Source organism: Rhizobium sp. 05L419, from assembly GCF_056397845.1.
The window spans coordinates 168,575-190,152 of record NZ_JBFTOF010000003.1 but is presented as its reverse complement, the minus strand read 5'-3'; the positions used below and the strand labels follow the sequence as shown (position 1 = coordinate 190,152).

Here is a 21,578-nt window from a genome sequence, read left to right as displayed (position 1 = left end):
CAAGGCTGCACTGCACGCCCTGTGTCTCAATGCGAGGTGCGTTGTTCGGCCATGCACTMGTCGCAAACCGTGGTGCTGGACGACAGAACGGACCAGCGTTTGAAGACCGTTCCGCAGGTGAGGCACCGTATTTCCGCGGTCATCCCTTTTTGACCTGCTGGAGCGACTGGAAATCGGCTGTCCTGAGTTTTTCTGCCGTATAGAATTCCCTTCAATGTGAAATTCGACATCGTGGACCCCATATCCCGTTGGTGTTCGAGCGGGATATGGTTTCGATTCTTTATATTTCAATTGTCTAAAATACACTGTTTGACGGTGCGCCCTATCCGAATGGGTTCGTCGTGGCTCATCCAAACGGAGAATGTTTTTCCAGACGATTTTCGCGACGGAAACGAGCTTTCCGGGATTGCGCAAATGAGGCTTCCACGCTCGGCAAGCGTGGATGACCCCGTTCTCATTCCGGTCCAATGTTTCGGATCAGGTTTCTCGATGGGCGGGCGGGTCGCAAATCTGGTGGAAAACTGGTATTAATCTCATGTTTTTACGTCGTTTTATCCCGGACGCGGGAGGATCTTCGATCCTGGCGGTAGCGGACATGTCCCGTGGCGGGCGTGGCGATCCTAACTCTTTGTTAAACTTAACAGCTTATAAATTTTCGATACTGCGCTCATCGTGAGACGGGCGTTTCCCATTGACGCCCATATGGTCCCATGTTATCCCATTCATGCACTGCGCAAGGGCAATCAGGTGCCCACTCATCGCAAAGTAAAAACGCCCTCCTTCTCGGGAGCGTCGAATGGAATTTGCTTCATTCGGCTTGCGAAGCTGTGTCTGAATTTCGGGGTTCCGGGCTTTTGATTTTCGCCGGGGCTCTTTCGGGAACGGATGTTTCGTGTCATGAGCCGCTTCCTTTCAAATGCGACCAACAGGATCGATTCCAAGGGCCGGGTTTCTGTGCCGGCGGCATTTCGCTCCGTGCTGGCGCAGCGCAATGTCCAGGAGCTTTATTGCTTCCAGGACTTTGTGTTTCCGGCGATCAGCATCGGCGGCTTGGATCTTCTCGAAAGGTTCGAACGGCAGATTGCTGCGGCAGATCCGTTTTCGCCGGATGCGAACGAGATGTCGCTCCTCATTCACGGGGGCGGGGTCTTCATGAAGCTCGACGCCGAGGGGCGGCTGATGGTCACGGATTTCATTCGCGACTTCACCGGAATCTCGGACGAAGTGACCTTCGTCGGTCGGGCGGATCATTTTCAGCTGTGGCAGCCGAAGGCATTTCAGGCTGCCCAGATGCAGGCACGAGGGGAACGCAGGCTGGCGGGCGGGCGTTCCGAATAGAACGAGGGAACGGAATGGTGGTGAATCCTGGCGGAGGTTCAACTGATGCCGGTGGCGGACCGGTTCGCCACATTCCGGTTCTTCTCAATGAGGTTCTTGCGGCGCTTGAGCCGTCTGCGGGCAAAATCGTCCTTGATGGTACATTCGGCGCCGGCGGCTACACTTCTGCCATCCTTGCGGCCGGTGCCGACGTGATTGCGCTCGACCGCGATCCGACGGCGATCGAAGCCGGCCAGGATCTGGTTGCGGCCCACGGGGGGCGTCTTGCGCTTGTGCATTCCCAGTTTTCCAATCTGGCGGATCATGCACCGGCCGGGGGTCTTGATGGCGTCGTGCTCGATATCGGCGTGTCGTCGATGCAGATCGATGAGGCCGATCGCGGGTTTTCCTTTCAGAAGAACGGTCCGCTTGACATGCGCATGTCTGCCGCAGGCGTTTCCGCCGCCGATGTGGTCAATCGCGCCAAGGTCGCCGAGCTTATCCGTATCTTTCATTATCTGGGTGAAGAAAACCAGGCGCCGCGCATCGCGCATGCGATCGAAAAGCGCCGCGCCGAAAAACTGTTCGAGACAACGCGTGACCTTGCCGGGCTGATCGAGATCGTGACGCCACGCAAGATGAAGGACAAGATCCATCCTGCAACGCGGGTGTTCCAGGCGTTGCGCATTTTCGTCAACGACGAACTCGGCGAGCTGGCGCAGGCGTTGTTTGCCGCCGAGCGCGCGTTGAAGCCCGGCGGCCGGCTTGTCGTCGTGACCTTTCATTCGTTGGAAGACCGGATCGTCAAGACGTTCTTTTCCGACCGCGCGGGCAAGGCCGTCGGTTCGCGCCACCTTCCGGTTGCGCATGAACGCGCCGCGACCTTCGAACGGCTCGGCAAGCCGATGGTTTCCGCGAGCGAAGCTGAAGCCGAAGCAAACCCGCGGGCACGTTCGGCGAAACTGCGCGCCGGCCTGAGGACTCACGCTCCCGCCGAGCCTGCGGATCTATCGATCTTCGGGCTGCCCAATCTTGCAAGTCTCGGAAAGCTCGGAGCCTGATATGCTGAGAACCTTCGACCTCGTTCTTGTAGGTGTCATGACTGCCGCTGCGGCTGTCACCTACACGATCAAGCATCGTGCCGAGCTTAAGCTGGAAGAGGTTCATCGCCTTGAGGCCGAGATCAAGTTGGAAAAAGATACGATCGACCTGCTGAAGGCGGACTGGGCATTGCAGTCGCAGCCGAACCGGCTCGAGCGGCTCGTCACCAACTACAACAGCGAGCTTCAATTGCAGCCGACTCCGTCGACCTCTCTTGTTCATGCCAAGGAATTGCCGATGCTGAGGTCACAGGTTCCCGTGCCCGATATTACCGAGGCGAAAGCGGGGAACGGTGCGAAAGCCAAGCCGAAAGCCGCGCCGCCTGCGCCTGCCGCTGACGAAGACGATATGGCAACCGGATCTGTGGAGTAGAGATGTCCTTTCTTTCACGCATCATGGTGTCGAAGAGCCAGGCGCATTTTTCTGCCGGCGTGTACAATCGCTTCGGCGGAGCGTCCGGCAATGCGACCATACAAGGCTCGCGAAAGAAGCGGGCGGGGCAGGCCAAGAGCCGCGTTGGCCTTCTGATCGTTGGCTTCGTCTGCGTTTATGGCGTGATCGGCGGCCGTCTCGTGGAATATGCGGTCCGCGATCCCGATGTCGTTTCGAGCATTTTGCCGCCTGACCGTCTGATGGCATCGCGTCCCGACATTCTTGATCGGAACGGCGAAGTGCTGGCAACCGACATCCGCACCGTTTCTCTCTTCGCCGAGCCGAACAAGGTTGTCGATGCCGATGAGGCTGTGGAAAAACTGACCACGGTTCTGCCCGATCTCGACATGAAGGGCACCTACAAGAAGCTTGCGAACCGGACCTCCCACTTTGCGTGGCTGCGCCGCCAGTTGACGCCGAAGCAGCAGAGCCAGATCCTGGCGCTCGGCATACCCGGCATCGGCTTCCGGCCCGAGAAGCGCCGTTTCTATCCCGGCGGCGCGACCGCCGCGCACATCCTGGGCTACGTCAATATCGACAACCGCGGCGTTGCCGGCATGGAGAAGTATATCGACGACCAGGGGCTCGCCGATCTTGCCTCCGTCGGAATGACCAGCGACCAGCCGCTGGAGCCGGTGCGGCTTTCGGTCGATATCCGCGTCCAGAACATCGTTCGCGACGTCGTGGCCAATGCGGTGACGAATTATGAAGCCAAGGGTGCCGGCGCAGTCGTGCTGGATATCCATACCGGCGAGGTGCTGGCGATGGCATCGGCGCCTGATTTCGACCCCAACAATCCCCTGGAAGGCGCCAAGGAAGGCTGGCTGAATCGCATGTCGAACGGTACGTTCGAGATGGGTTCTACCTTCAAGACGTTCTCGCTGGCGATGGCGCTCGATACCGGCAAAGTGAAGCTCACCGACAGCTTCGACGCGACCCAGCCGATCCGCATTGGCGGCTTCACCATTCACGATTTCCACGGCCAGCGCCGCTGGCTGACGCTGCCAGAAGTGTTCCAGTATTCTTCGAATGTCGGCACGGCCCGCATCATCGATATCGTTGGCATGGAGGCACAGAAGGACTACCTGACCAAGCTCGGCCTGCTGACGAAGATGCGGACAGAGCTTCCGGAAGTGAAGATGCCAAGCCAGCCGAAAGTCTGGAAGAAGATCAACTCGGTGACGATCTCGTTCGGCCACGGTGTCTCCACCACGCCGCTGCAGACGGCGGTCGCGGGTGCTGCACTCGTCAACGGCGGCAAGCTCATCGAGCCGACTTTCCTGCCGCGTTCGCGCGAGCAAGCCGACGATGTCGCCGAGCTTGTCGTCAAGAAGAGCACCAGCGATGACGTGCGCTATTTGTTCAAGCTGAACGGTATCAAGGGTTCCGGCCGCAACGCCGATGTGCCCGGGTTCAACGTCGGAGGCAAGACCGGCACCGCCGACAAGGTCGTCAACGGACGCTATGCAACGAACCTGAACTTCAACGCCTTCCTGGCTGCATTTCCGATTGACGATCCGAAATATGTCGTGCTGACTTTCTGCGACGAGCCGCACAACGGTGAGAAGGGCCAGAATATCGCAGCCTACACGGCAGCGCCGATGGTCAAGAACATCATCGCCCGCGCGGCGCCAATCCTCGGTGTGGAACCTAAATTCGGTGACGACGGATCGGCCATGTTGGTGTCGTATTGAGTCTGAATGAATGTCGAAGCCGATTCGCCATGGGGGCGCGGCGGCTCGAGAGAGAAATGTGCGTTCGATGAAATTGCGGGACATCGCCGGAAATGCGTTTCCGGAACTCAAGGAACAGATGGATGGGCCGGTAGGCGGGCTGGAGATTTCCGGACTTTCTTCCGACAGCAGGAAGATTGCGCCGGGCATGGCGTTTGTGGCTGTTGCCGGCACCAAGGTCGATGGTGCCGGTTTCGTGTCTGACGCTGCGGCAAAGGGTGCGGCCGTTGCCGTCGCCTCCCATGCCGTGGATGCTTCCATTCCTGTCCTTGTGGTGAGCGAGCCGCGCCGTTTCCTGTCGATCGGCGCTTCGCGGCTCTACGGCAAGCAACCGGAAACGATGGTGGCCGTCACCGGTACGGCCGGCAAGACATCTGTTGCCTCTTTTACACGGCAGATCTGGGCGCATGCCGGTCATCCGGCGGCAATGATCGGCACGACCGGCGTCGTCTCGCCGACGCGCAACGAATATGGGTCCCTGACGACGCCGGATCCCGTTTCGCTGCATGCGCTTCTGGCGGAGCTTGCGGACGAGGGCGTCACGCGCGCATCGATGGAGGCCTCCAGCCATGGCCTCGACCAGTGCCGGCTCGATGGCGTCAAGCTCGCGGCGGCGGCCTTCACCAATCTCGGCCGCGACCACATGGACTATCATCCGACCATCGAAAGCTACATGGCTGCGAAGATGCGGCTTTTCGATACGCTGCTGCCGACGGGCTCGCCTGCCGTGATCTTTGCAGATGATCCGTGGTCGGATCAGGCGATCAAGGCTGCGCGCGCTGCGGGCCATGACGTCCGAACAGTCGGGCGCAAGGGTGACTATCTGACTTTGAAACGTGTGGAGCACTTCCGGCACAAGCAGGTTGCCGAAATCCACGCCGTGGGCGAAATCTTCGAGGTCGATATCCCGCTTGCGGGCGACTTCCAGGTTGCCAACGCGCTGGTGGCCGCCGGGCTTGCGATGTCGACCGGCGTTGCGGCAAAAGTTGCCATGGCGGCGCTGGAGAAGCTGCAGGGTGCGTCCGGTCGCCTCGAACTCGTCGGCCATACCAAGGATGGCGCGCTGGCCTATGTCGACTATGCACACAAGCCGGATGCGCTCGCAAATGTGCTTGAATCCGTGCGACCCTTCACCACCGGCCGGGTAATCGTGGTATTCGGTTGCGGTGGCGACCGCGACCGCGGCAAGCGTCCCATCATGGGCGAGATCGCCTGCCGGCTAGCGGACGTAGTGATCGTCACGGACGACAATCCGCGCTCCGAAGTGCCCGCATCGATCCGCGCCGAGATCATGGCGGCAGCGGGCTGCGCGTCTGAAATCGGCGATCGCGCCAAGGCGATCCGCGAGGCGGTCGGGATGCTGACATCAGGCGATACGCTGATCGTTGCCGGCAAGGGGCACGAGGAAGGGCAGACGATCGGAAGTGTTACCTTGCCGTTTTCGGATCACGCCGAACTGCGCAAGGCTTTGGAGGAGCTGAAATCGTGAGCTGGCTTTGGACGACGGAAGACATGATCGCCGCCATGGCGGGCCGGCCGTTCGGCACGCTGCCTGACGGCATCACCGGTATTTCCATCGACAGCCGCTCCATCGGGCCGGGCGAAGCCTTCTTCGCAATCAAGGGTGACCGTGTCGACGGCCACGACTTTGCGTCGATGGCAATGGCCAACGGTGCAGCTCTTCTCATCGTCAGCGAATCTCGTCTTCCTGCTATGGGACGACTGACGGTTCCGATGATTGTTGTGGACGACGTGCTGGCCGCGCTCGGCAGGCTTGGCTTGGCCGCGCGGGCACGTTCGCGCGCGCAGATCATTGCCGTGACAGGTTCGGTCGGAAAGACCACCACCAAGGAAATGCTGAGGCGCATGCTGTCGCCGTCGGGCAAGGTGCATGCCTCTGTCGCGTCCTTCAACAATCACTGGGGTGTGCCGCTGACGCTCGCGCGCATGCCGCTCGACACGTATTTCGGTGTCTTCGAAGTGGGCATGAACCATCCGGATGAAATTCGCCCGCTGGTGAAGATGATCGAGCCGCATGTCGCCGTCATCACCACCGTCGCGCCGGCACACCTTGGAAATTTCAAGAGCATCAAGGAAATCGCCACGGCGAAGGCCGAGATTTTCGAAGGCGTGGTGCCCGGCGGGCATGTCGTACTCAACCGCGATAACGACCAGTTCAATTTCCTGGACCGCACCGCGCAATCGTTCGGAATCCAGCATATCCACTCGTTCGGCCAGCATGCGAAGGCGGAGTACCGTCTCGCGGAGTTCAACGGATCGGACCAAAGCTCGACGCTGTGGATCACCATCGACGGCGAGACGAAGGAAGTCGCCATCGGTGCGCCCGGCCGTCACATCGCCGAGAATGCGCTTGCCGCGCTCGGCGTCGTGAAGATCGTGGGCGCCGACATGCAGCAGGCGATCGCAGCGCTTTCGACACTGCAGCCGGAAAAGGGCAGGGGCCGCCGTCACAGGCTGGCGATCGATCGCGGGACTTTTACGGTCATCGACGAGAGCTACAACGCCAATCCGTCATCCATGCGGGCGGCGATCGCTGTTTTGGCGAGCGCGGTACCTGCCGGATCCGGCCGCCGTATCGCGGTTCTCGGCGACATGCTGGAGATGGGCGATTATTCGAAGAAGGTCCATTCGGATCTCGCCGGGGCGCTTCTGGCGGCTGGCATCGAACACGTCTGGCTTGCCGGCCCCGAAATGGTTGCACTCAAGGAATCGCTTCCCGAAAGCGTGCAGGTCGTGCACTGCGAAAAGACGGAAGACCTTATCGAATACGTATCGAACTCGGTGGCCGTTGGCGACGTGCTGATGGTAAAATCGTCATTGGGCATCGGTTTTGGCAAGATTGTCGCTGCGCTTCTTGACAAATTCCCACTATTTGCCGACACGCAACGCGAATTTTGACCGGGTAAACAAGGGGCCCTGAATGCTGATTTGGCTAGTCGAACTGTCGGAACACCTGAAGTTCCTGAATCTGTTCAGGTACATTACTTTCCGTACGGGCGCCTCCCTGTTCACCTCCGCGCTGATCGTTTTCCTGTTCGGGCCGATGATCATCAACTCGCTGCGCATTCGTCAGGGAAGGGGGCAGCCGATCCGCGCCGATGGACCGCAGACGCACTTCAAGAAGGCCGGTACGCCGACCATGGGCGGGCTGATGATCCTGGCCGGCATCGTTGGCTCGTCGCTGCTCTGGGCCGATCTTTCCAACGTTTATGTCGTCGCGACGCTGCTCGTGACCCTCGGTTTCGGGGCGATCGGCTTTTATGACGACTACCTGAAGGTCAGCAAGCAGAGCCACAAGGGTTTCTCCGGCAAGGCCCGCCTCGGCATCGAGTTCGTGATCGCCGGCATCGCGGTCTTTTTCATGATGCGCGCGGCACTTGCCTCCGGAGCTGCCGGTTCGACGTTCGGTTCGTCGGTTGCCTTTCCCTTCGTCAAGGACTTCATGCTCAATCTCGGCGTCATGTTTGTCGTATTCGGTGGCTTCGTCATCGTCAGCGCCGGCAATGCGGTCAACCTGACGGACGGCCTCGATGGTCTGGCGATCGTGCCTGTGATGATCGCGGCCGCCTCGTTCGGTGTGATCGCCTATCTCGCGGGCAATGTGGTTTTTGCAAACTATCTGCAGATTAACTTCGTGCCGGGTACGGGCGAACTCTCGGTCGTGCTTGGCGCCGTCATCGGCGCGGGTCTCGGCTTCTTGTGGTTCAATGCGCCGCCCGCCGCCATCTTCATGGGCGACACAGGTTCGCTGGCGCTGGGCGGTACGATCGGTACGGTTGCCGTTGCCACCAAGCATGAGATCGTCATGGCCATCATCGGCGGTCTGTTCGTCATGGAAACCTTGTCGGTGATCATCCAGGTCGGGTTTTTCAAACTGACCGGTCGCCGCGTCTTCCTCATGGCGCCGATCCATCACCATTTCGAAAAGAAAGGTTGGACGGAAAGCCAGGTGGTGATCCGGTTCTGGATCATTGCCGTCGGCCTGGCTCTGCTCGGCCTTTCGACCCTGAAACTGCGGTGAGACTGTCATGATTGCGGTCACGACGCTTGCAGGAAAGAAGGTAGCGCTCTTCGGGCTCGGCGGTTCCGGCTTTGCGACAGCGCGCGCGCTGATCCTTGGTGGCGCCGATGTCACGGCCTGGGACGATAATCCTGATAGCGTCATGAAGGCGGCGGCCGAGGGAGTGCACACTGCCGATCTGAGGACCATCGATTGGAGTGTCCAGTCCCTCCTCGTGCTTTCGCCGGGCGTGCCGCTGACGCATCCCAAGCCGCATTGGACCGTCGATCTGGCGCGTGCCGCGGGCGTCGACATCGTAGGCGATGTCGAGCTCTTCGTTCGCGAGCGCCGGGCGCATGCGCCTGATTGCGCCTTCATCGCAATCACCGGCACCAACGGCAAATCGACGACGACGGCGTTGATTGCCCATATCCTGAAGTCGAGTGGGCGCGACACACAGCTGGGCGGCAATATCGGCACCGCGGTGCTGACGCTCGAGCCTCCGAAGGCAGGGCGATTTTATGTCGTCGAATGTTCGTCCTATCAGATCGATCTTGCGCCGACGCTCAACCCGTCCGCGGGCATCCTCCTCAATCTGACGCCGGATCATCTCGATCGGCACGGGACGATGCAGCATTATGCAGACGTCAAGGAGCGGCTGGTTGCAGGCAGCGACGTCGCCGTGATTGGCGTCGACGACAGCCATTGCGAGATGATCGCCGACCGCGTCGAGCGGGCCGGCGGCAAAGTCACGCGCATTTCCAGACGCCATCCGCTTGCCAGCGGCATCTATGCGGAAGGGACGAAACTCGTTCAGGCATCCGCAGGAGCGGCCTTGCCGATCGCGGATCTCGACGGCATCCAGACGCTGCGCGGCAGCCACAATGCGCAGAACGCGGCTGCCGCCGTCGCAGCCTGCCTTGCTGTTGGCGTCTCGGTTGACGAGATCCGCGCCGGTCTTGCATCTTTCCCCGGTCTCAAGCACCGCATGCAGCCGGTCGGCCGGCGCGGCAACGTGGTCTTCGTCAACGATTCGAAGGCGACCAATGCCGACGCGGCAGCGCCTGCGCTGTCGAGTTATGACCGGATCTACTGGATTGCGGGCGGCTTGCCAAAGGCGGGCGGCATCTCGACGCTGACGCCTTTCTTCCCGCGTGTCGCAAAAGCCTATCTGATCGGCGAGGCGGCAGCCGAATTTGCTGCTACGCTTGGCGAATCGGTAACCTACGAGATTTCCGAGACATTGGAACGAGCCGTCGCGCATGCGGCTGCGGACGCGCAAAATGATGAAGGCGTACCTTCTGCCGTTTTGCTGTCCCCCGCTTGCGCAAGCTTCGACCAGTATAAGAACTTTGAAGTCAGGGGCGATGCATTTGTCAGCCATGTGGCAGCGCTCGACGGGATCACCATGCTGATCGGTTCGGCAACAGGAGATAAATGACATGGTAAGCCGCGCGGAACGTGGGCCTTTGGCCGATTGGTTTTGGACCATCGACCGCTTTTTTCTGGCGATGTTCATCTTCCTGATGGGTATCGGTTTCATGCTTTCGTTCGCCGCGTCGCCCGCGGTTGCAGAGCGTATCGGGCTGGAGCCGTTCCACTTCGTCAAGCGTCATGCGGCGTTCATGATCCCTTCCATCTCCGTCATGATCGGGCTTTCGTTCCTAACGCCGCGGCAGGTGCGCCGAACGGCGATCCTTCTGCTGATCGTTGCCCTGGCGATGATGCTGTTGGCGCTGTTCTTCGGCATCGAGGTCAAGGGATCGCGGCGCTGGGTCACGCTCGCCGGCATTTCAATCCAGCCGTCGGAGTTCATGAAGCCTGCCTTCGTCGTCGTTTGCGCCTGGCTGTTTGCCGAGCATGCGCGGCAACCGGAAATCCCGGGCAATCTTTTCGCCATCATTCTCTTTGGCATTGTCGCGGCGCTTCTCGTGGCGCAGCCCGACCTTGGTCAGACGATCCTGACGACGGCCGTGTGGGGCGGCATGTTCTTCATGGCCGGGATGCCGTGGCTGTGGATCATCGTTCTCGGCGCGCTCGGCGCGGGCGGCCTTGTCAGCGCCTACTACGTCTTCCCGCACGTCGCATTGCGCATCGACAAGTTCATGACCGGGGAAGGCGACACCTTCCAGATCGATACCGCGCGTGAAGCGATCATTCGCGGTGACTGGTTCGGCCAGGGGCCGGGCGAGGGTATCGTCAAGCGCATCATTCCGGACGCACATACCGATTTCATCTTCTCTGTCGCGGCCGAGGAGTTCGGCATCGTCTTCTGCATGGCGCTGGTTGCGCTCTTCTCCGTTCTCGTGCTGCGTGGGCTTTCGCATGCCTACAAGGAGCGGAACGACTTCAACCGCTTTGCCGTTGCTGGCCTCGTGCTGCAGATCGGCATACAGTCCATCATCAACGTGGGCGTCAACCTCGAACTGCTGCCGGCCAAGGGAATGACCCTGCCGCTGATTTCCTACGGCGGTTCGTCGATGGTTGCCATCTGCGTCACGGCCGGGTTCATTCTCGCCTTGACGCGTCACAGGCCGGAGAAGCGTGCGCAGGACCGGAGCCTCTTCCGCGTCGCGCACGGCATGCCGGCGGAGTAAGAGTTTATGAGCAAAGGCATCGTCCTGCTTGCCGCCGGCGGAACCGGCGGCCATGTGTTTCCGGCGGAAGCCCTGGCCTACAAGCTGAAGGAGCGCGGCTATTCGGTACACCTCGTCACCGACAGCCGGGCGGAGCGCTATGCGGGTAAATTTCCGGCCGACGAGATCCATGTCGTGCCTTCCGCGACAATCGCCTCGAAGAACCCCGTCGCGGTGACACGCTCGATGTGGACGCTCTGGAGCGGGATGCGGGCTGCGAAGAAGCTGATTGTGCGGCTCAATCCAGTCGTGGTTGTGGGCTTTGGCGGCTATCCGACCGTGCCGCCATTGCTTGCTGCAACGCGACTTGGCGTACCTGCGATGATCCACGAACAGAACGCGGTGATGGGGCGTGCCAACAAGGCGCTGGCGAGCCGCGTGCAGGCGATCGCCGGCGGCTTCCTGCCGGAGAATGGCGGTGCATTTCCCGACAAGACCGTGACCACAGGCAACCCGGTTCGCCCTGCCATTATCGCGGCTGCGAACACGCCCTATGCGCCTTCGCTTCCCGGTGAACCGTTCAATCTGGTCGTCTTCGGCGGCAGCCAGGGCGCGCAATACTTCTCCAAGGCAATGCCGACGGCGATCAGCCTGCTCGACGATGCCCTGCGCTCCCGGCTGCGCATCACGCAGCAGGTGCGCCCGGAGGATATGGAGCTGGTTGGCGATTGTGTCGCCAAGCTCGACATGGGCGCCGATATCGCGCCATTCTTCACCGACATGGCAGAACGGCTTGCCAAGGCGCATCTCGTCATATGCCGCTCCGGCGCATCCACCGTTTCGGAAATCTCGGTGATCGGGCGCCCGGCGATCCTCGTGCCCTATCCGCATGCTCTGGACCACGACCAGGCTGCGAACGCCGAGGCCCTGGCGGCGACCGGTGGCGCCAAGGTTATTGCCCAGGCCGAACTCTCCTCCGAGAAGATCGCTGCCATTTTGACCAAGGTGATGAACGACCCGGAAAAGCTTGCCCGGATGGCTGCCGCCGCCAAGCAGGCGGGAAAACCTGACGCTGCGAACTTGCTTGCCGACATGGTAGAGGCTATTGCGGCTCGACGTACAATTGCAGAGTTCAAGGGGAAACGCGCATGAAAATGCCGAAGGCCATCGGCCTCGTCCATTTCATCGGCATCGGCGGCATCGGCATGAGCGGCATTGCCGAGGTGCTGCACAACCTCGGCCATCGAGTCCAGGGATCGGATCAGGCCGACAGCGCCAACGTTCAGCGGCTTCGCGACAAGGGCATAGAAGTCTTCGTCGGGCACAAGGCGGAAAACCTCGGTGACGCCGAAGTCGTCGTCGTGTCGACAGCGATCAAGAAGAGCAATCCGGAACTGGCCGCCGCGCGCGAAAAGCTGCTGCCGGTTGTGCGTCGCGCGGAGATGCTGGCCGAGTTGATGCGCTTCCGCAACGCAATCGCAATCGGCGGCACGCATGGCAAGACGACGACCACGTCGCTCGTCGCGACGCTGCTGGAAGCCGGTGGCCTGGATCCGACCGTCATCAACGGTGGCATCATCAATGCCTACGGCACCAATGCCCGGATGGGCGAGGGTGAGTGGATGGTTGTCGAAGCCGACGAGTCGGACGGCACCTTCCTCAAGCTTCCGGCCGATGTCGCCGTCATTACGAACATCGATCCCGAGCACCTCGATCACTATGGCAACTTCGATGCCGTCCGCGCCGCATTCCGCCAGTTCGTCGAGAACGTGCCGTTTTATGGTTTCGGCGTCCTGTGCCTCGACCATCCGGAAGTGCAGGCGCTGGTCGGCCGCATCGAGGACCGCAAGATCGTTACCTACGGTGAAAACCCGCAGGCCGACGTCCGCTTCATGAATGTCCGCATCGACGGTCCGCGTTCGATCTTCGACGTCGAGATCCGCCGCCGCCGGACCGGGCAGGTCATCAAACTCGACAACCTCGTGCTCCCGATGCCCGGTCGCCACAATATTTCCAACGCGACCGCGGCGATCGCCGTTGCCAATCGTCTCGGCATGTCGAGCGAGGACATCGCCAAGGGGTTGGCTTCGTTCGGCGGTGTCAAGCGCCGCTTCACGCTGACCGGCGAATGGAACGGCGTGCAGATCTTCGACGACTACGGGCATCACCCCGTCGAGATCAAGGCGGTGCTGGGTGCAGCGCGCGAGGCTTGCAAGGGCCGTGTTATAGCTGTCCACCAGCCGCACCGCTACTCGCGCCTTGCCAGTTTGTTCGAGGAATTCGCATCCTGCTTCAACGATGCCGACAGCATCTTCCTGGCGCCGGTCTATGCCGCGGGTGAGGATCCGATCGAGGGCATCGACTCCGAGGTGCTGGTTTCCCGCATCAAATCGGGCGGTCACCGTGACGCGCGCTTCCTGCCGTCTCCCGACCTTTTGCCTGAAATGGTCGCCGAGATTGCAAAGCCGGGCGATTTTGTGGTTCTGTTGGGGGCTGGGAGTATCACATACTGGGCGGCAGCACTGCCCAAGCAACTGGAAAGCCTTTCGGGAATATCTGCATGAAACAGGTGAATGGGGAAAAGCTTCTTGCGTCGCTTGGCGACGGTGTAAAGGACATTCGCGGGAGGATCGCGCCGGATGCGCCGATGGATCGCGTCACGTGGTTCCATGCCGGCGGCCTTGCGGAGCTGATGTTCCAGCCGCACGACGAAGATGACCTCATAGCTTTCCTGAAGTTGCTTCCGGACGATGTGCCCCTCACCATCGTTGGTGTGGGCTCGAACATCCTGGTCCGCGATGGGGGGATTCCGGGCGTCGTTCTGCGCCTTTCGGCGAAAGGCTTCGGTTCGGTCGAGCTTGCCGGTGAAAACCGCATTCGGGCCGGCGCGATCTGCCCGGACAAACACCTCGCCGCGATGGCGATGGATCACGGCATCGGCGGCTTTCATTTCTACTACGGTATTCCCGGCAGCATCGGCGGTGCGGCGCGGATGAATGCCGGCGCCAATGGTGGCGAGACGCGCGAGCGCCTCATCGAGGTCAATGCGGTCGACCGCAAGGGCAACAGGCATGTGCTTTCGAAAGCCGATATGGGTTATGCCTATCGCCATTCGTCCGCTCCGAGCGACCTGATCTTCACCTCCGTACTTTTCGAGGGGTATGCGGAAGACCGTGCGAAGATCCGCGCCGATATGGATGCCGTGCGCAATCATCGCGAGACTGTGCAGCCGATCCGTGAGAAGACCGGGGGCTCGACCTTCAAGAATCCCGAGGGACATTCGGCCTGGAAGCTCATCGACGAGGCAGGCGGCCGTGGCCTGGTGATCGGCGGCGCGCAGATGTCCTCGCTGCACTGCAACTTCATGATCAATACCGGACAGGCGACCGGCTACGATCTGGAATATCTCGGCGAACAGGTTCGCGGCCTCGTCTTCGAGAATTCCGGTATCAAGCTCGAATGGGAGATCAAGCGACTTGGCATCTTCATGCCGGGGCGCGAGGTGCGCCCGTTCCAAGGCGCGACGACGGAGTAGCGTTCTAGCGCAGTTGTTTGGTGAAGGCGGTCGTGAAGATGACGCCGCCGTCGTCGGTCGCGTCGCCGATCGCCACGTCCATCCGGTCGTTTGTGACGCGCACAAGGCAGAAGCCCCCCATGTAGGCGGCTCTCGCCTTGAACAGGTCGATGTTGCCCACGCTGTAGGCCATAGGCGTATCGTGCTCGTGGCCGTGAAAGATGCCGATTACGTTGTAGCCGCTGAAGGTTGCGAGCAGTTCCTGACGTTGTGAATCACCCCACCAGTGGGGCGCGCCGCTGCCTTCGTCGGTAAAGGTTTTCGTCTGCGGATCCCAACGCTCCAGCGAAAATTTATCCCATCCGTAGTGCTGGAAGATAACCACCGGCCGGCCATCGGCGGCATAGTTGGCAAGATCGCGTTTCATCCATTCAAGGCCGCTCGCCGCTCCCTTGGTGTCATCGCCGCCATAGCGCTGGGCCTGGATGAGATGGAGCCCGCCCCAGTTCCAGGAGTAGTTGTCCGACCCTTCGTCGTAGTTGTCGACGGGGACGACCGGCTTGAAGAAGACGCTGGGCTTATGATTCATCTGCACATAGTCGCGCAGTTCGTCGCGGTACCAGTCCACCTGCGGCGGTCGTCCGTCCTGGTCGAGATCGTGATTGCCGAGACCGACATAGACCGGGAAGTGGACGCGATCAGGTCCCGGACCCTGCTGGTAGCGGTGTGAGAACTGCAGCAATTGCGAGCCTTCTGCCAATTCCGCCCTCTGGCCGCCGCCATCGTCGGTCACGTCGCCGCATACGACGATGCCCTGCGGTTTGGCGACAGGCTGACCGGCGACGCTTAGACCGCTCGGCTTGCCGCCGACCTCCTCCGGCCACATCCGGTGATGGATGCTGTTCAGTGCACGGATGTGGCGCAACAGGTTCGCGTCGGTCTTTCCCTCTGCCTGGCAGCCGGGGCTGAGCCCGTCGCCAACGCGGCACGCATGTATGTCGTTGACGACAAGGAAGGTTACATCGACGGCGGGAATGCTTGCTGCCCGGGCAAGCGAAGGCAATGCCAGGGAAAAACCGGCCCCCAATCCACGTGCCAGCAACGTTCGTCTGGTGAGCATCCCGACCTCCAATTCCTCGTGGCGGAAAAATAGAGCCAGTGCGCTAACAGGCAACAACGAAAAGGGCCGCGACGGTTGTTCGTCGCGGCCCTTTGGTTGGGTTGCTTGTTGTGCTCAGACTTCGTCGCGACCGGATGCCAGGATGCACACCAGTGTGATCACGGCGGCGATGCCGAGATAGTAACCGACGAAGGTCATGCCGTAATTTGCCTGCAGCCAGGTGGCGATATAGGGCGCCAGCGAGGCGCCGAAGATGCCGGCCAGGTTAAAGGTGATCGACGAACCGGTGTAGCGGACCGCGGTCGGGAAGGGTGCCGCCAGCGCGGTGCCGATCAGGCCGTACGTCATGCCCATCAGCGCCATCGCCAGCATTGCGAAGACGAGGATGCTGCCTTCACCGCCGGTCATCAGGCCGGGCAGGAAGAAGGAGAAAACACCGATCAGGACCGTCGTGAGGATCAGCACCTCGCGGCGGCCGAACCGTTCTGCAAGCTTGCCTGCGATCGGGATGAAGACGCCGAAGGCCACCGAGCCGACGATCTGGATTTCGAGCGCGTCGAGGAACGGGATCTTCAGGACTTTGACGTTGTAAGACAGCAGATAGGCCGAGCCGATGTAGAACAGCACGAAGGTCGCGAGTGCCACGAAAGTGCCGAGGAAGAGGCTGCGCTTGTGCTTGCGGAAGATTTCCGCGACCGGCACTGCGACGCGCTCCTGCTTGTCGATTGCCTTCTGGAAGGCCGGCGTTTCGGTGATCGACAGACGAACCCACAGACCAATGACGATCAGGATGATCGACGCAATAAACGGGACCCGCCAACCCCAGCTCAAAAGCGCGTCCTGAGACATAACCTGCAGCAGCAGCCAGAAGATGCCCGATGACAGGAAGAGGCCGACTGGGGCGCCGAGCTGCGGGAACATGCCGTACCAGCTGCGCTTGCCTTCCGGCGCGTTCTCGGTTGCGAGCAGCACCGCGCCGCCCCATTCGCCACCGAGGCCGAAACCCTGGCCGAAACGGCATAGCGCGAGCAGCAGCGGAGCGAGGACGCCGATGGAATTGTACGAGGGTAGCAGGCCGATGACGACCGTCGAGATGCCCATCGTCAGAAGGGCTGCCACCAGTGTCGTCTTGCGGCCGATCCTGTCGCCGAAATGGCCAAAAACAACGGCGCCGAGCGGGCGGGCGAAGAAGGCGATCGAGAAGGTCGCGAAGGAGGCAAGCAGTGCTGTGGTCGGATCACTGTTCGGGAAGAACAGCGTCGGGAAGACCAGCACGGCGGCGGTTGCATAGACATAGAAATCGAAGAATTCGATCGTGGTGCCGACGAGGCTCGCGATCAGAACACGCGCCGGCGAATTCACGTGCGCACTGTTCGATGAAGCGGAGGTCGGCGATACTTTGGATATCGCGTCTGACATATTCATTCCAATCGGGATTTCATTGGGTGCCTGGGAGGCACTCGGCTCTTAACGCAATCTTAATTCGGCGCAAATGCAAAACGCGCAATAAACAGACAAAAATCAGGGTGCTTCCTTTTGCTCCGATCCGGCGTCGGCAACCTTACTTACTTGACCAGAATCAATATGAGCGGAATCTTCGGTAACGCTCTGGTTGAGCGCAGGAGGGAACTATGCAGAAAAGTCTTATTGCAGAATTTCTTGGTACTTTCTGGCTCGTGTTCGGCGGATGCGGCAGCGCCGTACTTGCCGCGGCATTTCCTGAGCTGGGGATCGGCTTTATGGGCGTCGCGTTTGCTTTCGGTCTTACCGTGCTTACCATGGCTTTTGCTGTCGGCGGCATTTCCGGCGGCCACTTCAACCCGGCAGTTTCGGTCGGTCTTGCCGTCGCCGGAAAGTTTCCGGCGGGCCGTGTGGTTCCATACATCGTTGCGCAGGTCGTCGGCGCGATCGTCGCCGCGGGCGTTCTCTATGTCGTCGCCAGCGGCAAGGCGGGCTTCGAACTCGGTGGGTTTGCCTCCAATGGTTATGGCGAGCATTCGCCTGGCGGCTATTCGCTCGTCTCCGCGCTTGTCATCGAAATCGTGCTGACGCTGTTCTTCATCTTCATCATTCTCGGTTCCACGAGCAGCAGGGTACCGGCGGGATTTGCGCCGATTGCCATCGGGTTGGCGCTGACGCTGATCCATCTGATCTCGATCCCGGTGACCAACACGTCCGTCAATCCTGCCCGGTCGACGGGCCAGGCGCTTTTCGTGGGCGGATGGGCTCTGCAGCAGTTGTGGCTGTTCTGGGTCGCGCCGCTGATCGGGGGTGTTCTTGGCGGCATTGTCTGGAAGGCGGTCGGCGAAGAATCCTGAGGTTCGCTTCGGCGTTTTGAGGAAAACCCCGTACCGCCCACGGTGCGGGTTTTTGCGTTTGTAGCCGCCCATCGGTGTTCGGTTTTGTGACTTCCTGAGCTGGAAGTTAACGAAAGTAAACGCTTCGTTAACTATAATGCTGCTCTAATACACCTGTGCCAAGGGCTCCGGATTCGGTGTGAAGCAAGCTTGAGGCAAGCATCGGAATTCACGCTGCCAGTTATTTTGGGGGTATCTATGAGTCGCAAGCATGTCGCTGTCCTTATGGGCGGGTTTTCCTCAGAGAGGCCTGTCAGCCTTTCCTCCGGGACGGCATGTGCGGATGCTCTTGAGGCTGAAGGCTTTCAGGTAACGCGAATCGATGTCGATCGCGACGTCTCGGCAAAGCTTTCTGCTCTGCGTCCCGATGTGGCTTTCAATGCCTTGCATGGCCCGTTTGGCGAGGATGGCACCATTCAGGGTATCCTCGAGTATCTCGAAATCCCCTATACGCATTCCGGCGTTCTTGCCTCTGCGCTTGCCATGGACAAAGGCAAGGCGAAGGGCGTTGCCGCCGCTGCCGACATTCCGGTTGCGCAGTCGCAGGTGATCAATCGATTCGCATTCCCTGCTGATCATCCGATGAAGCCGCCCTATGTCGTGAAGCCTGTGCGCGAGGGTTCCAGCTTCGGCGTGGTCATCGTTCAGGACGACCAGACACATCCGCCGCAGATCATCGGTTCGCCGGAATGGCGCTACGGCGAAGAGGTTATCGTCGAGCGCTATGTTCATGGTCGCGAGCTGACGTGCGGCGTCATGGGCGATCGGGTGCTTGGCGTTACCGAGATCGTGCCGCTGGGCCACAGTTTCTACGATTATGATTCCAAGTATGTCGCCGGCGGGTCAAAACACGTCATCCCGGCGAAAATTTCACCGAATATTTACCAAAAAATACAATCATTGTCGCTAAGGGCGCATCAAGCAATTGGTTGCCGTGGGGTCAGTCGCTCAGACTTTCGCTACGACGATCGCTTCTCCGAAGATGGTGAAATCATCTGGCTGGAAATCAACACACAGCCGGGCATGACACCAACCTCTCTTGTGCCTGAAATGGCCGGCCATGCTGGTTACTCGTTCGGTGAATTTCTCCGTTGGATGGTGGAGGACGCTTCTTGTTCTCGGTGACGGTCAAAAGGATGGGGCGCCCAAGCCATCGTGTCGAGCCTCCGTATGCGGAAGGCGACGGACGGATGGTGTTGCCGCGCCCGCTGCGCCGCCTCGTTCGCTTCCTTGTCAGTCTCGGTAGTGGTCGAATTCACATTCCGGCCCATACCGGCACGGTTTCCGCTTTGGCATTTTTTGCTGCGACCGGTTTCTATGGCATGTCGCTTGGCGGTCATACGGAAGTCGTTGCCCAGGCGACGACGGCGGCTGCCGGTTTTGCGATCGAGGACGTGAAGGTTTCGGGCAATTCCGAGACTTCCGAAATTGATATTCTGCAGCTTATCGGTCTGGACGGTACGACGTCGCTTGTTGCTCTCGATGTGGATGCTGCGCGCCAAAAGATTGCGAAGTTGCCATGGGTCGAGAGCGTCGAAGTCCGCAAGGTCTACCCGAAGGCGATCGAAGTTAAGCTACAGGAGCGTCAGGCCTACGCGATCTGGCAGCACGGACAGGAGCTCTCGCTCGTCGAGAAGGGTGGGGCGGTGATCGCGCCGCTTCGTGACAACAAATTTTCGGAGTTGCCGCTGGTCGTCGGCCGTGGTGCCGAGGTGGCGGCGGCTTCGCTGGAAGGCGAGTTTGCGAAGTGGCCCGAGATCAAGGCGCGCGTGAAGGCCTACGTCTGGATCTCCGGACGTCGCTGGGATCTGCATATGGATAACGGCGTCGTTATCAAGCTGCCGGAAGACGATGTCGATCTGGCGCTGGCGCGGCTTTCGAAATTCAACCAGGAGCAGGATCTTCTCGATCGCGATATCGCGGCCGTCGATCTCAGGCTTTCCGACCGCATGGCCATTCAGCTGACGCCGGAAGCCATGGCGCGGCGCCAGCTCGCGCTTGACCAGCGTACCAAGGATTTGAAGAAGGCGGGGCAGAATATATGAGCTTGTTCGGTTCGTCCCATTTTGGATTGCCGCGCCTTAAGCCGCTTTCGTCGAAGCGGTCGCATGTCGTTTCCGTGCTCGATATCGGATCGACGAAGGTGGTCTGCATGATCGGCCGGTTGACCCCGCGCGAGGAAAGTCAGGTTTTGCCTGGCCGCACGCACAACATCGAAATCATTGGTATCGGCCATCAGCGTTCACGCGGCATCAAGACCGGTGCGATCTCGGACCTTGATGCGCTGGAAAGCGTCATCCGTCTTGCCGTCGATGCGGCCGAGCGCATGGCCGGGCTGACGGTCGAAAGCCTGATTGTCAACCTGACGGCCGGACGTCTCGCCAGCGACATCTACACCGCGACGATCGATCTCGGCGGCCAGGAAGTCGAGCTGAACGACCTCAAGAAGGTTCTGTCCGCCGCTTGCCAGCAGTCCCTGCGCCAGGATCGTGCAGTGCTGCATTCGCTGGCGACCGGCTTCTCGCTCGACGGCGAGCGCGGCATCCGCGATCCGCTGTCGATGTACGGCGACGTCCTTGGCGTGGACATGCATGTCGTTACTGCCGAACGTACCGCGCTAAAGAATCTAGAGCTCAGCGTCAACCGTGCGCATCTTTCGGTCGAAGGCATCGTTGCGACACCTTACGCGTCCGGCCTTGCAGCTCTGGTCGACGACGAAGTCGAGCTTGGCTGCGCCGCGATCGACATGGGCGGCGGCACCACGACGATCTCCGTGTTTGCCGAAGGCAAGCTCGTGCATACGGATGCCGTCAGCCTTGGCGGTCATCATGTCACCACCGATCTGGCGCGCGGCCTTTCGACCCGCATCGAAGATGCAGAGCGGCTGAAGGTCGTTCACGCTTCGGCAATGCCGAATTCTTCCGATGAGCGCGAGCTGATCTCGATCCCGCCGATCGGCGAAGACGACCGCGATCTGCCGACGCAGGTGCCGCGTGCGCTGGTTTCGCGCATCGTGAGTGCTCGCATCGAGGAGACGATGGAATTGATTCGCGACCGAATCCAACGCTCGGGCTTCAGCCCGATCGTTGGCAAGCGCGTCGTGCTGACGGGTGGCGCCAGCCAGTTGACCGGTCTTGCCGACGTGGCGCGCCGCATTCTTGCCCGCAACGTTCGAATCGGTCGTCCGATGGGCGTCTCGGGGCTGCCGACGGCGGCAAAGGGCCCGGCCTTTTCGACAGCTGTCGGCCTGATGATTTATCCGCAGGTTGCGGACATGGAAACACATGCGTCACAGAGCGGTCTGCTCCTGTCGCTTGGGGGAAATACCAGCCGCATCGCCCGCATGGGGCAGTGGCTGAAGGAAAGTTTCTGAAATTGAGTGAATTGGCCGGCGTGGCGATGCGGCC

General features: G+C 60.6%; 18 protein-coding genes. 16 read left to right on the top strand and 2 right to left on the bottom strand.

The window, feature by feature from the left end:
• Window positions 1–897 precede the first annotated feature (897 nt).
• The 12 genes from mraZ to murB all read left to right on the top strand — a co-directional run bounded on the left by mraZ (window position 898) and on the right by murB (window position 14,715).
• Entirely contained in the window at window positions 898–1,338 is a 441-nt protein-coding gene (gene mraZ, locus AC1DMK_RS04960; RefSeq protein ID WP_477857479.1) for a division/cell wall cluster transcriptional repressor MraZ, read from the top strand.
• Between the two features lie 14 nt (window positions 1,339–1,352).
• Window positions 1,353–2,378 carry a 16S rRNA (cytosine(1402)-N(4))-methyltransferase RsmH gene (gene rsmH / locus AC1DMK_RS04955; RefSeq protein WP_477857477.1) on the top strand — a complete coding sequence of 342 codons (1,026 nt, stop codon included), beginning with the start codon at window positions 1,353–1,355 and terminating at the stop codon, window positions 2,376–2,378.
• 1 nt (window position 2,379) lies between these two features.
• Entirely contained in the window at window positions 2,380–2,790 is a 411-nt protein-coding gene (gene ftsL / locus AC1DMK_RS04950; protein ID WP_037064308.1) for a cell division protein FtsL, read from the top strand.
• Between the two features lie 2 nt (window positions 2,791–2,792).
• On the top strand, window positions 2,793–4,544 hold the full coding sequence (locus AC1DMK_RS04945) for a peptidoglycan D,D-transpeptidase FtsI family protein (RefSeq protein ID WP_037064306.1): 1,752 nt from the start codon (window positions 2,793–2,795) through the stop codon (window positions 4,542–4,544).
• A gap of 67 nt (window positions 4,545–4,611) precedes the next feature.
• Window positions 4,612–6,072: a UDP-N-acetylmuramoyl-L-alanyl-D-glutamate--2,6-diaminopimelate ligase gene (locus tag AC1DMK_RS04940; RefSeq protein WP_477857475.1), complete on the top strand. Its 1,461-nt coding sequence runs from the start codon at window positions 4,612–4,614 to the stop codon at window positions 6,070–6,072.
• Window positions 6,069–7,502 (top strand): UDP-N-acetylmuramoylalanyl-D-glutamyl-2,6-diaminopimelate--D-alanyl-D-alanine ligase, encoded by a 1,434-nt coding sequence (locus AC1DMK_RS04935; RefSeq protein ID WP_037064300.1) that lies wholly within the window; start codon window positions 6,069–6,071, stop codon window positions 7,500–7,502. The genes AC1DMK_RS04940 and AC1DMK_RS04935 overlap by 4 nt, the downstream gene beginning before the upstream one ends.
• Window positions 7,503–7,524: 22 nt before the next feature.
• Complete coding sequence (mraY, locus tag AC1DMK_RS04930) at window positions 7,525–8,625, top strand: phospho-N-acetylmuramoyl-pentapeptide-transferase (protein ID WP_037064298.1); 1,101 nt, start codon at window positions 7,525–7,527, stop codon at window positions 8,623–8,625.
• A gap of 7 nt (window positions 8,626–8,632) precedes the next feature.
• Window positions 8,633–10,045, top strand: a complete 1,413-nt coding sequence (murD, locus tag AC1DMK_RS04925) for a UDP-N-acetylmuramoyl-L-alanine--D-glutamate ligase (RefSeq protein WP_477857472.1) — start codon at window positions 8,633–8,635, stop codon at window positions 10,043–10,045.
• Window position 10,046: 1 nt separating this feature from the next.
• Complete coding sequence (gene ftsW / locus AC1DMK_RS04920) at window positions 10,047–11,201, top strand: putative lipid II flippase FtsW (RefSeq protein ID WP_037064294.1); 1,155 nt, start codon at window positions 10,047–10,049, stop codon at window positions 11,199–11,201.
• A 6-nt stretch (window positions 11,202–11,207) separates the two neighbouring features.
• A complete protein-coding gene (gene murG, locus AC1DMK_RS04915; protein WP_037064293.1) occupies window positions 11,208–12,332 on the top strand; it encodes an undecaprenyldiphospho-muramoylpentapeptide beta-N-acetylglucosaminyltransferase in 1,125 nt (374 codons plus the stop codon).
• The gene (gene murC, locus AC1DMK_RS04910; RefSeq protein ID WP_477857469.1) at window positions 12,329–13,744 is read left to right on the top strand and encodes a UDP-N-acetylmuramate--L-alanine ligase; all 1,416 of its coding nucleotides are present in this window, start codon (window positions 12,329–12,331) and stop codon (window positions 13,742–13,744) included. Before murG ends, murC begins: the two co-directional genes overlap by 4 nt.
• A complete protein-coding gene (gene murB, locus AC1DMK_RS04905) occupies window positions 13,741–14,715 on the top strand; it encodes a UDP-N-acetylmuramate dehydrogenase (protein WP_037064288.1) in 975 nt (324 codons plus the stop codon). The genes murC and murB overlap by 4 nt, the downstream gene beginning before the upstream one ends.
• A 4-nt stretch (window positions 14,716–14,719) precedes the next feature.
• Here the strand turns inward: murB and AC1DMK_RS04900 are convergent, their stop codons facing one another.
• Window positions 14,720–15,814 (bottom strand): metallophosphoesterase, encoded by a 1,095-nt coding sequence (locus tag AC1DMK_RS04900; RefSeq protein ID WP_477857468.1) that lies wholly within the window; start codon window positions 15,812–15,814, stop codon window positions 14,720–14,722.
• Between the two features lie 114 nt (window positions 15,815–15,928).
• Window positions 15,929–17,233: an MFS transporter gene (locus AC1DMK_RS04895; RefSeq protein WP_477857466.1), complete on the bottom strand. Its 1,305-nt coding sequence runs from the start codon at window positions 17,231–17,233 to the stop codon at window positions 15,929–15,931.
• 212 nt (window positions 17,234–17,445) lie between these two features.
• On the opposite strand from AC1DMK_RS04895, the gene aqpZ reads away from it, so the two are divergent.
• The 4 genes from aqpZ to ftsA all read left to right on the top strand — a co-directional run bounded on the left by aqpZ (window position 17,446) and on the right by ftsA (window position 21,544).
• Window positions 17,446–18,132, top strand: coding sequence for an aquaporin Z (gene aqpZ, locus AC1DMK_RS04890; protein WP_037064285.1), 687 nt, complete (start codon window positions 17,446–17,448; stop codon window positions 18,130–18,132).
• A 237-nt stretch (window positions 18,133–18,369) separates the two neighbouring features.
• Entirely contained in the window at window positions 18,370–19,296 is a 927-nt protein-coding gene (locus AC1DMK_RS04885) for a D-alanine--D-alanine ligase (RefSeq protein ID WP_037064284.1), read from the top strand.
• Window positions 19,284–20,216 (top strand): cell division protein FtsQ/DivIB, encoded by a 933-nt coding sequence (locus tag AC1DMK_RS04880; protein ID WP_037064282.1) that lies wholly within the window; start codon window positions 19,284–19,286, stop codon window positions 20,214–20,216. The genes AC1DMK_RS04885 and AC1DMK_RS04880 overlap by 13 nt, the downstream gene beginning before the upstream one ends.
• Complete coding sequence (gene ftsA, locus AC1DMK_RS04875) at window positions 20,213–21,544, top strand: cell division protein FtsA (RefSeq protein ID WP_037064280.1); 1,332 nt, start codon at window positions 20,213–20,215, stop codon at window positions 21,542–21,544. The genes AC1DMK_RS04880 and ftsA overlap by 4 nt, the downstream gene beginning before the upstream one ends.
• The last annotated feature ends 34 nt before the right edge of the window (window positions 21,545–21,578 follow it).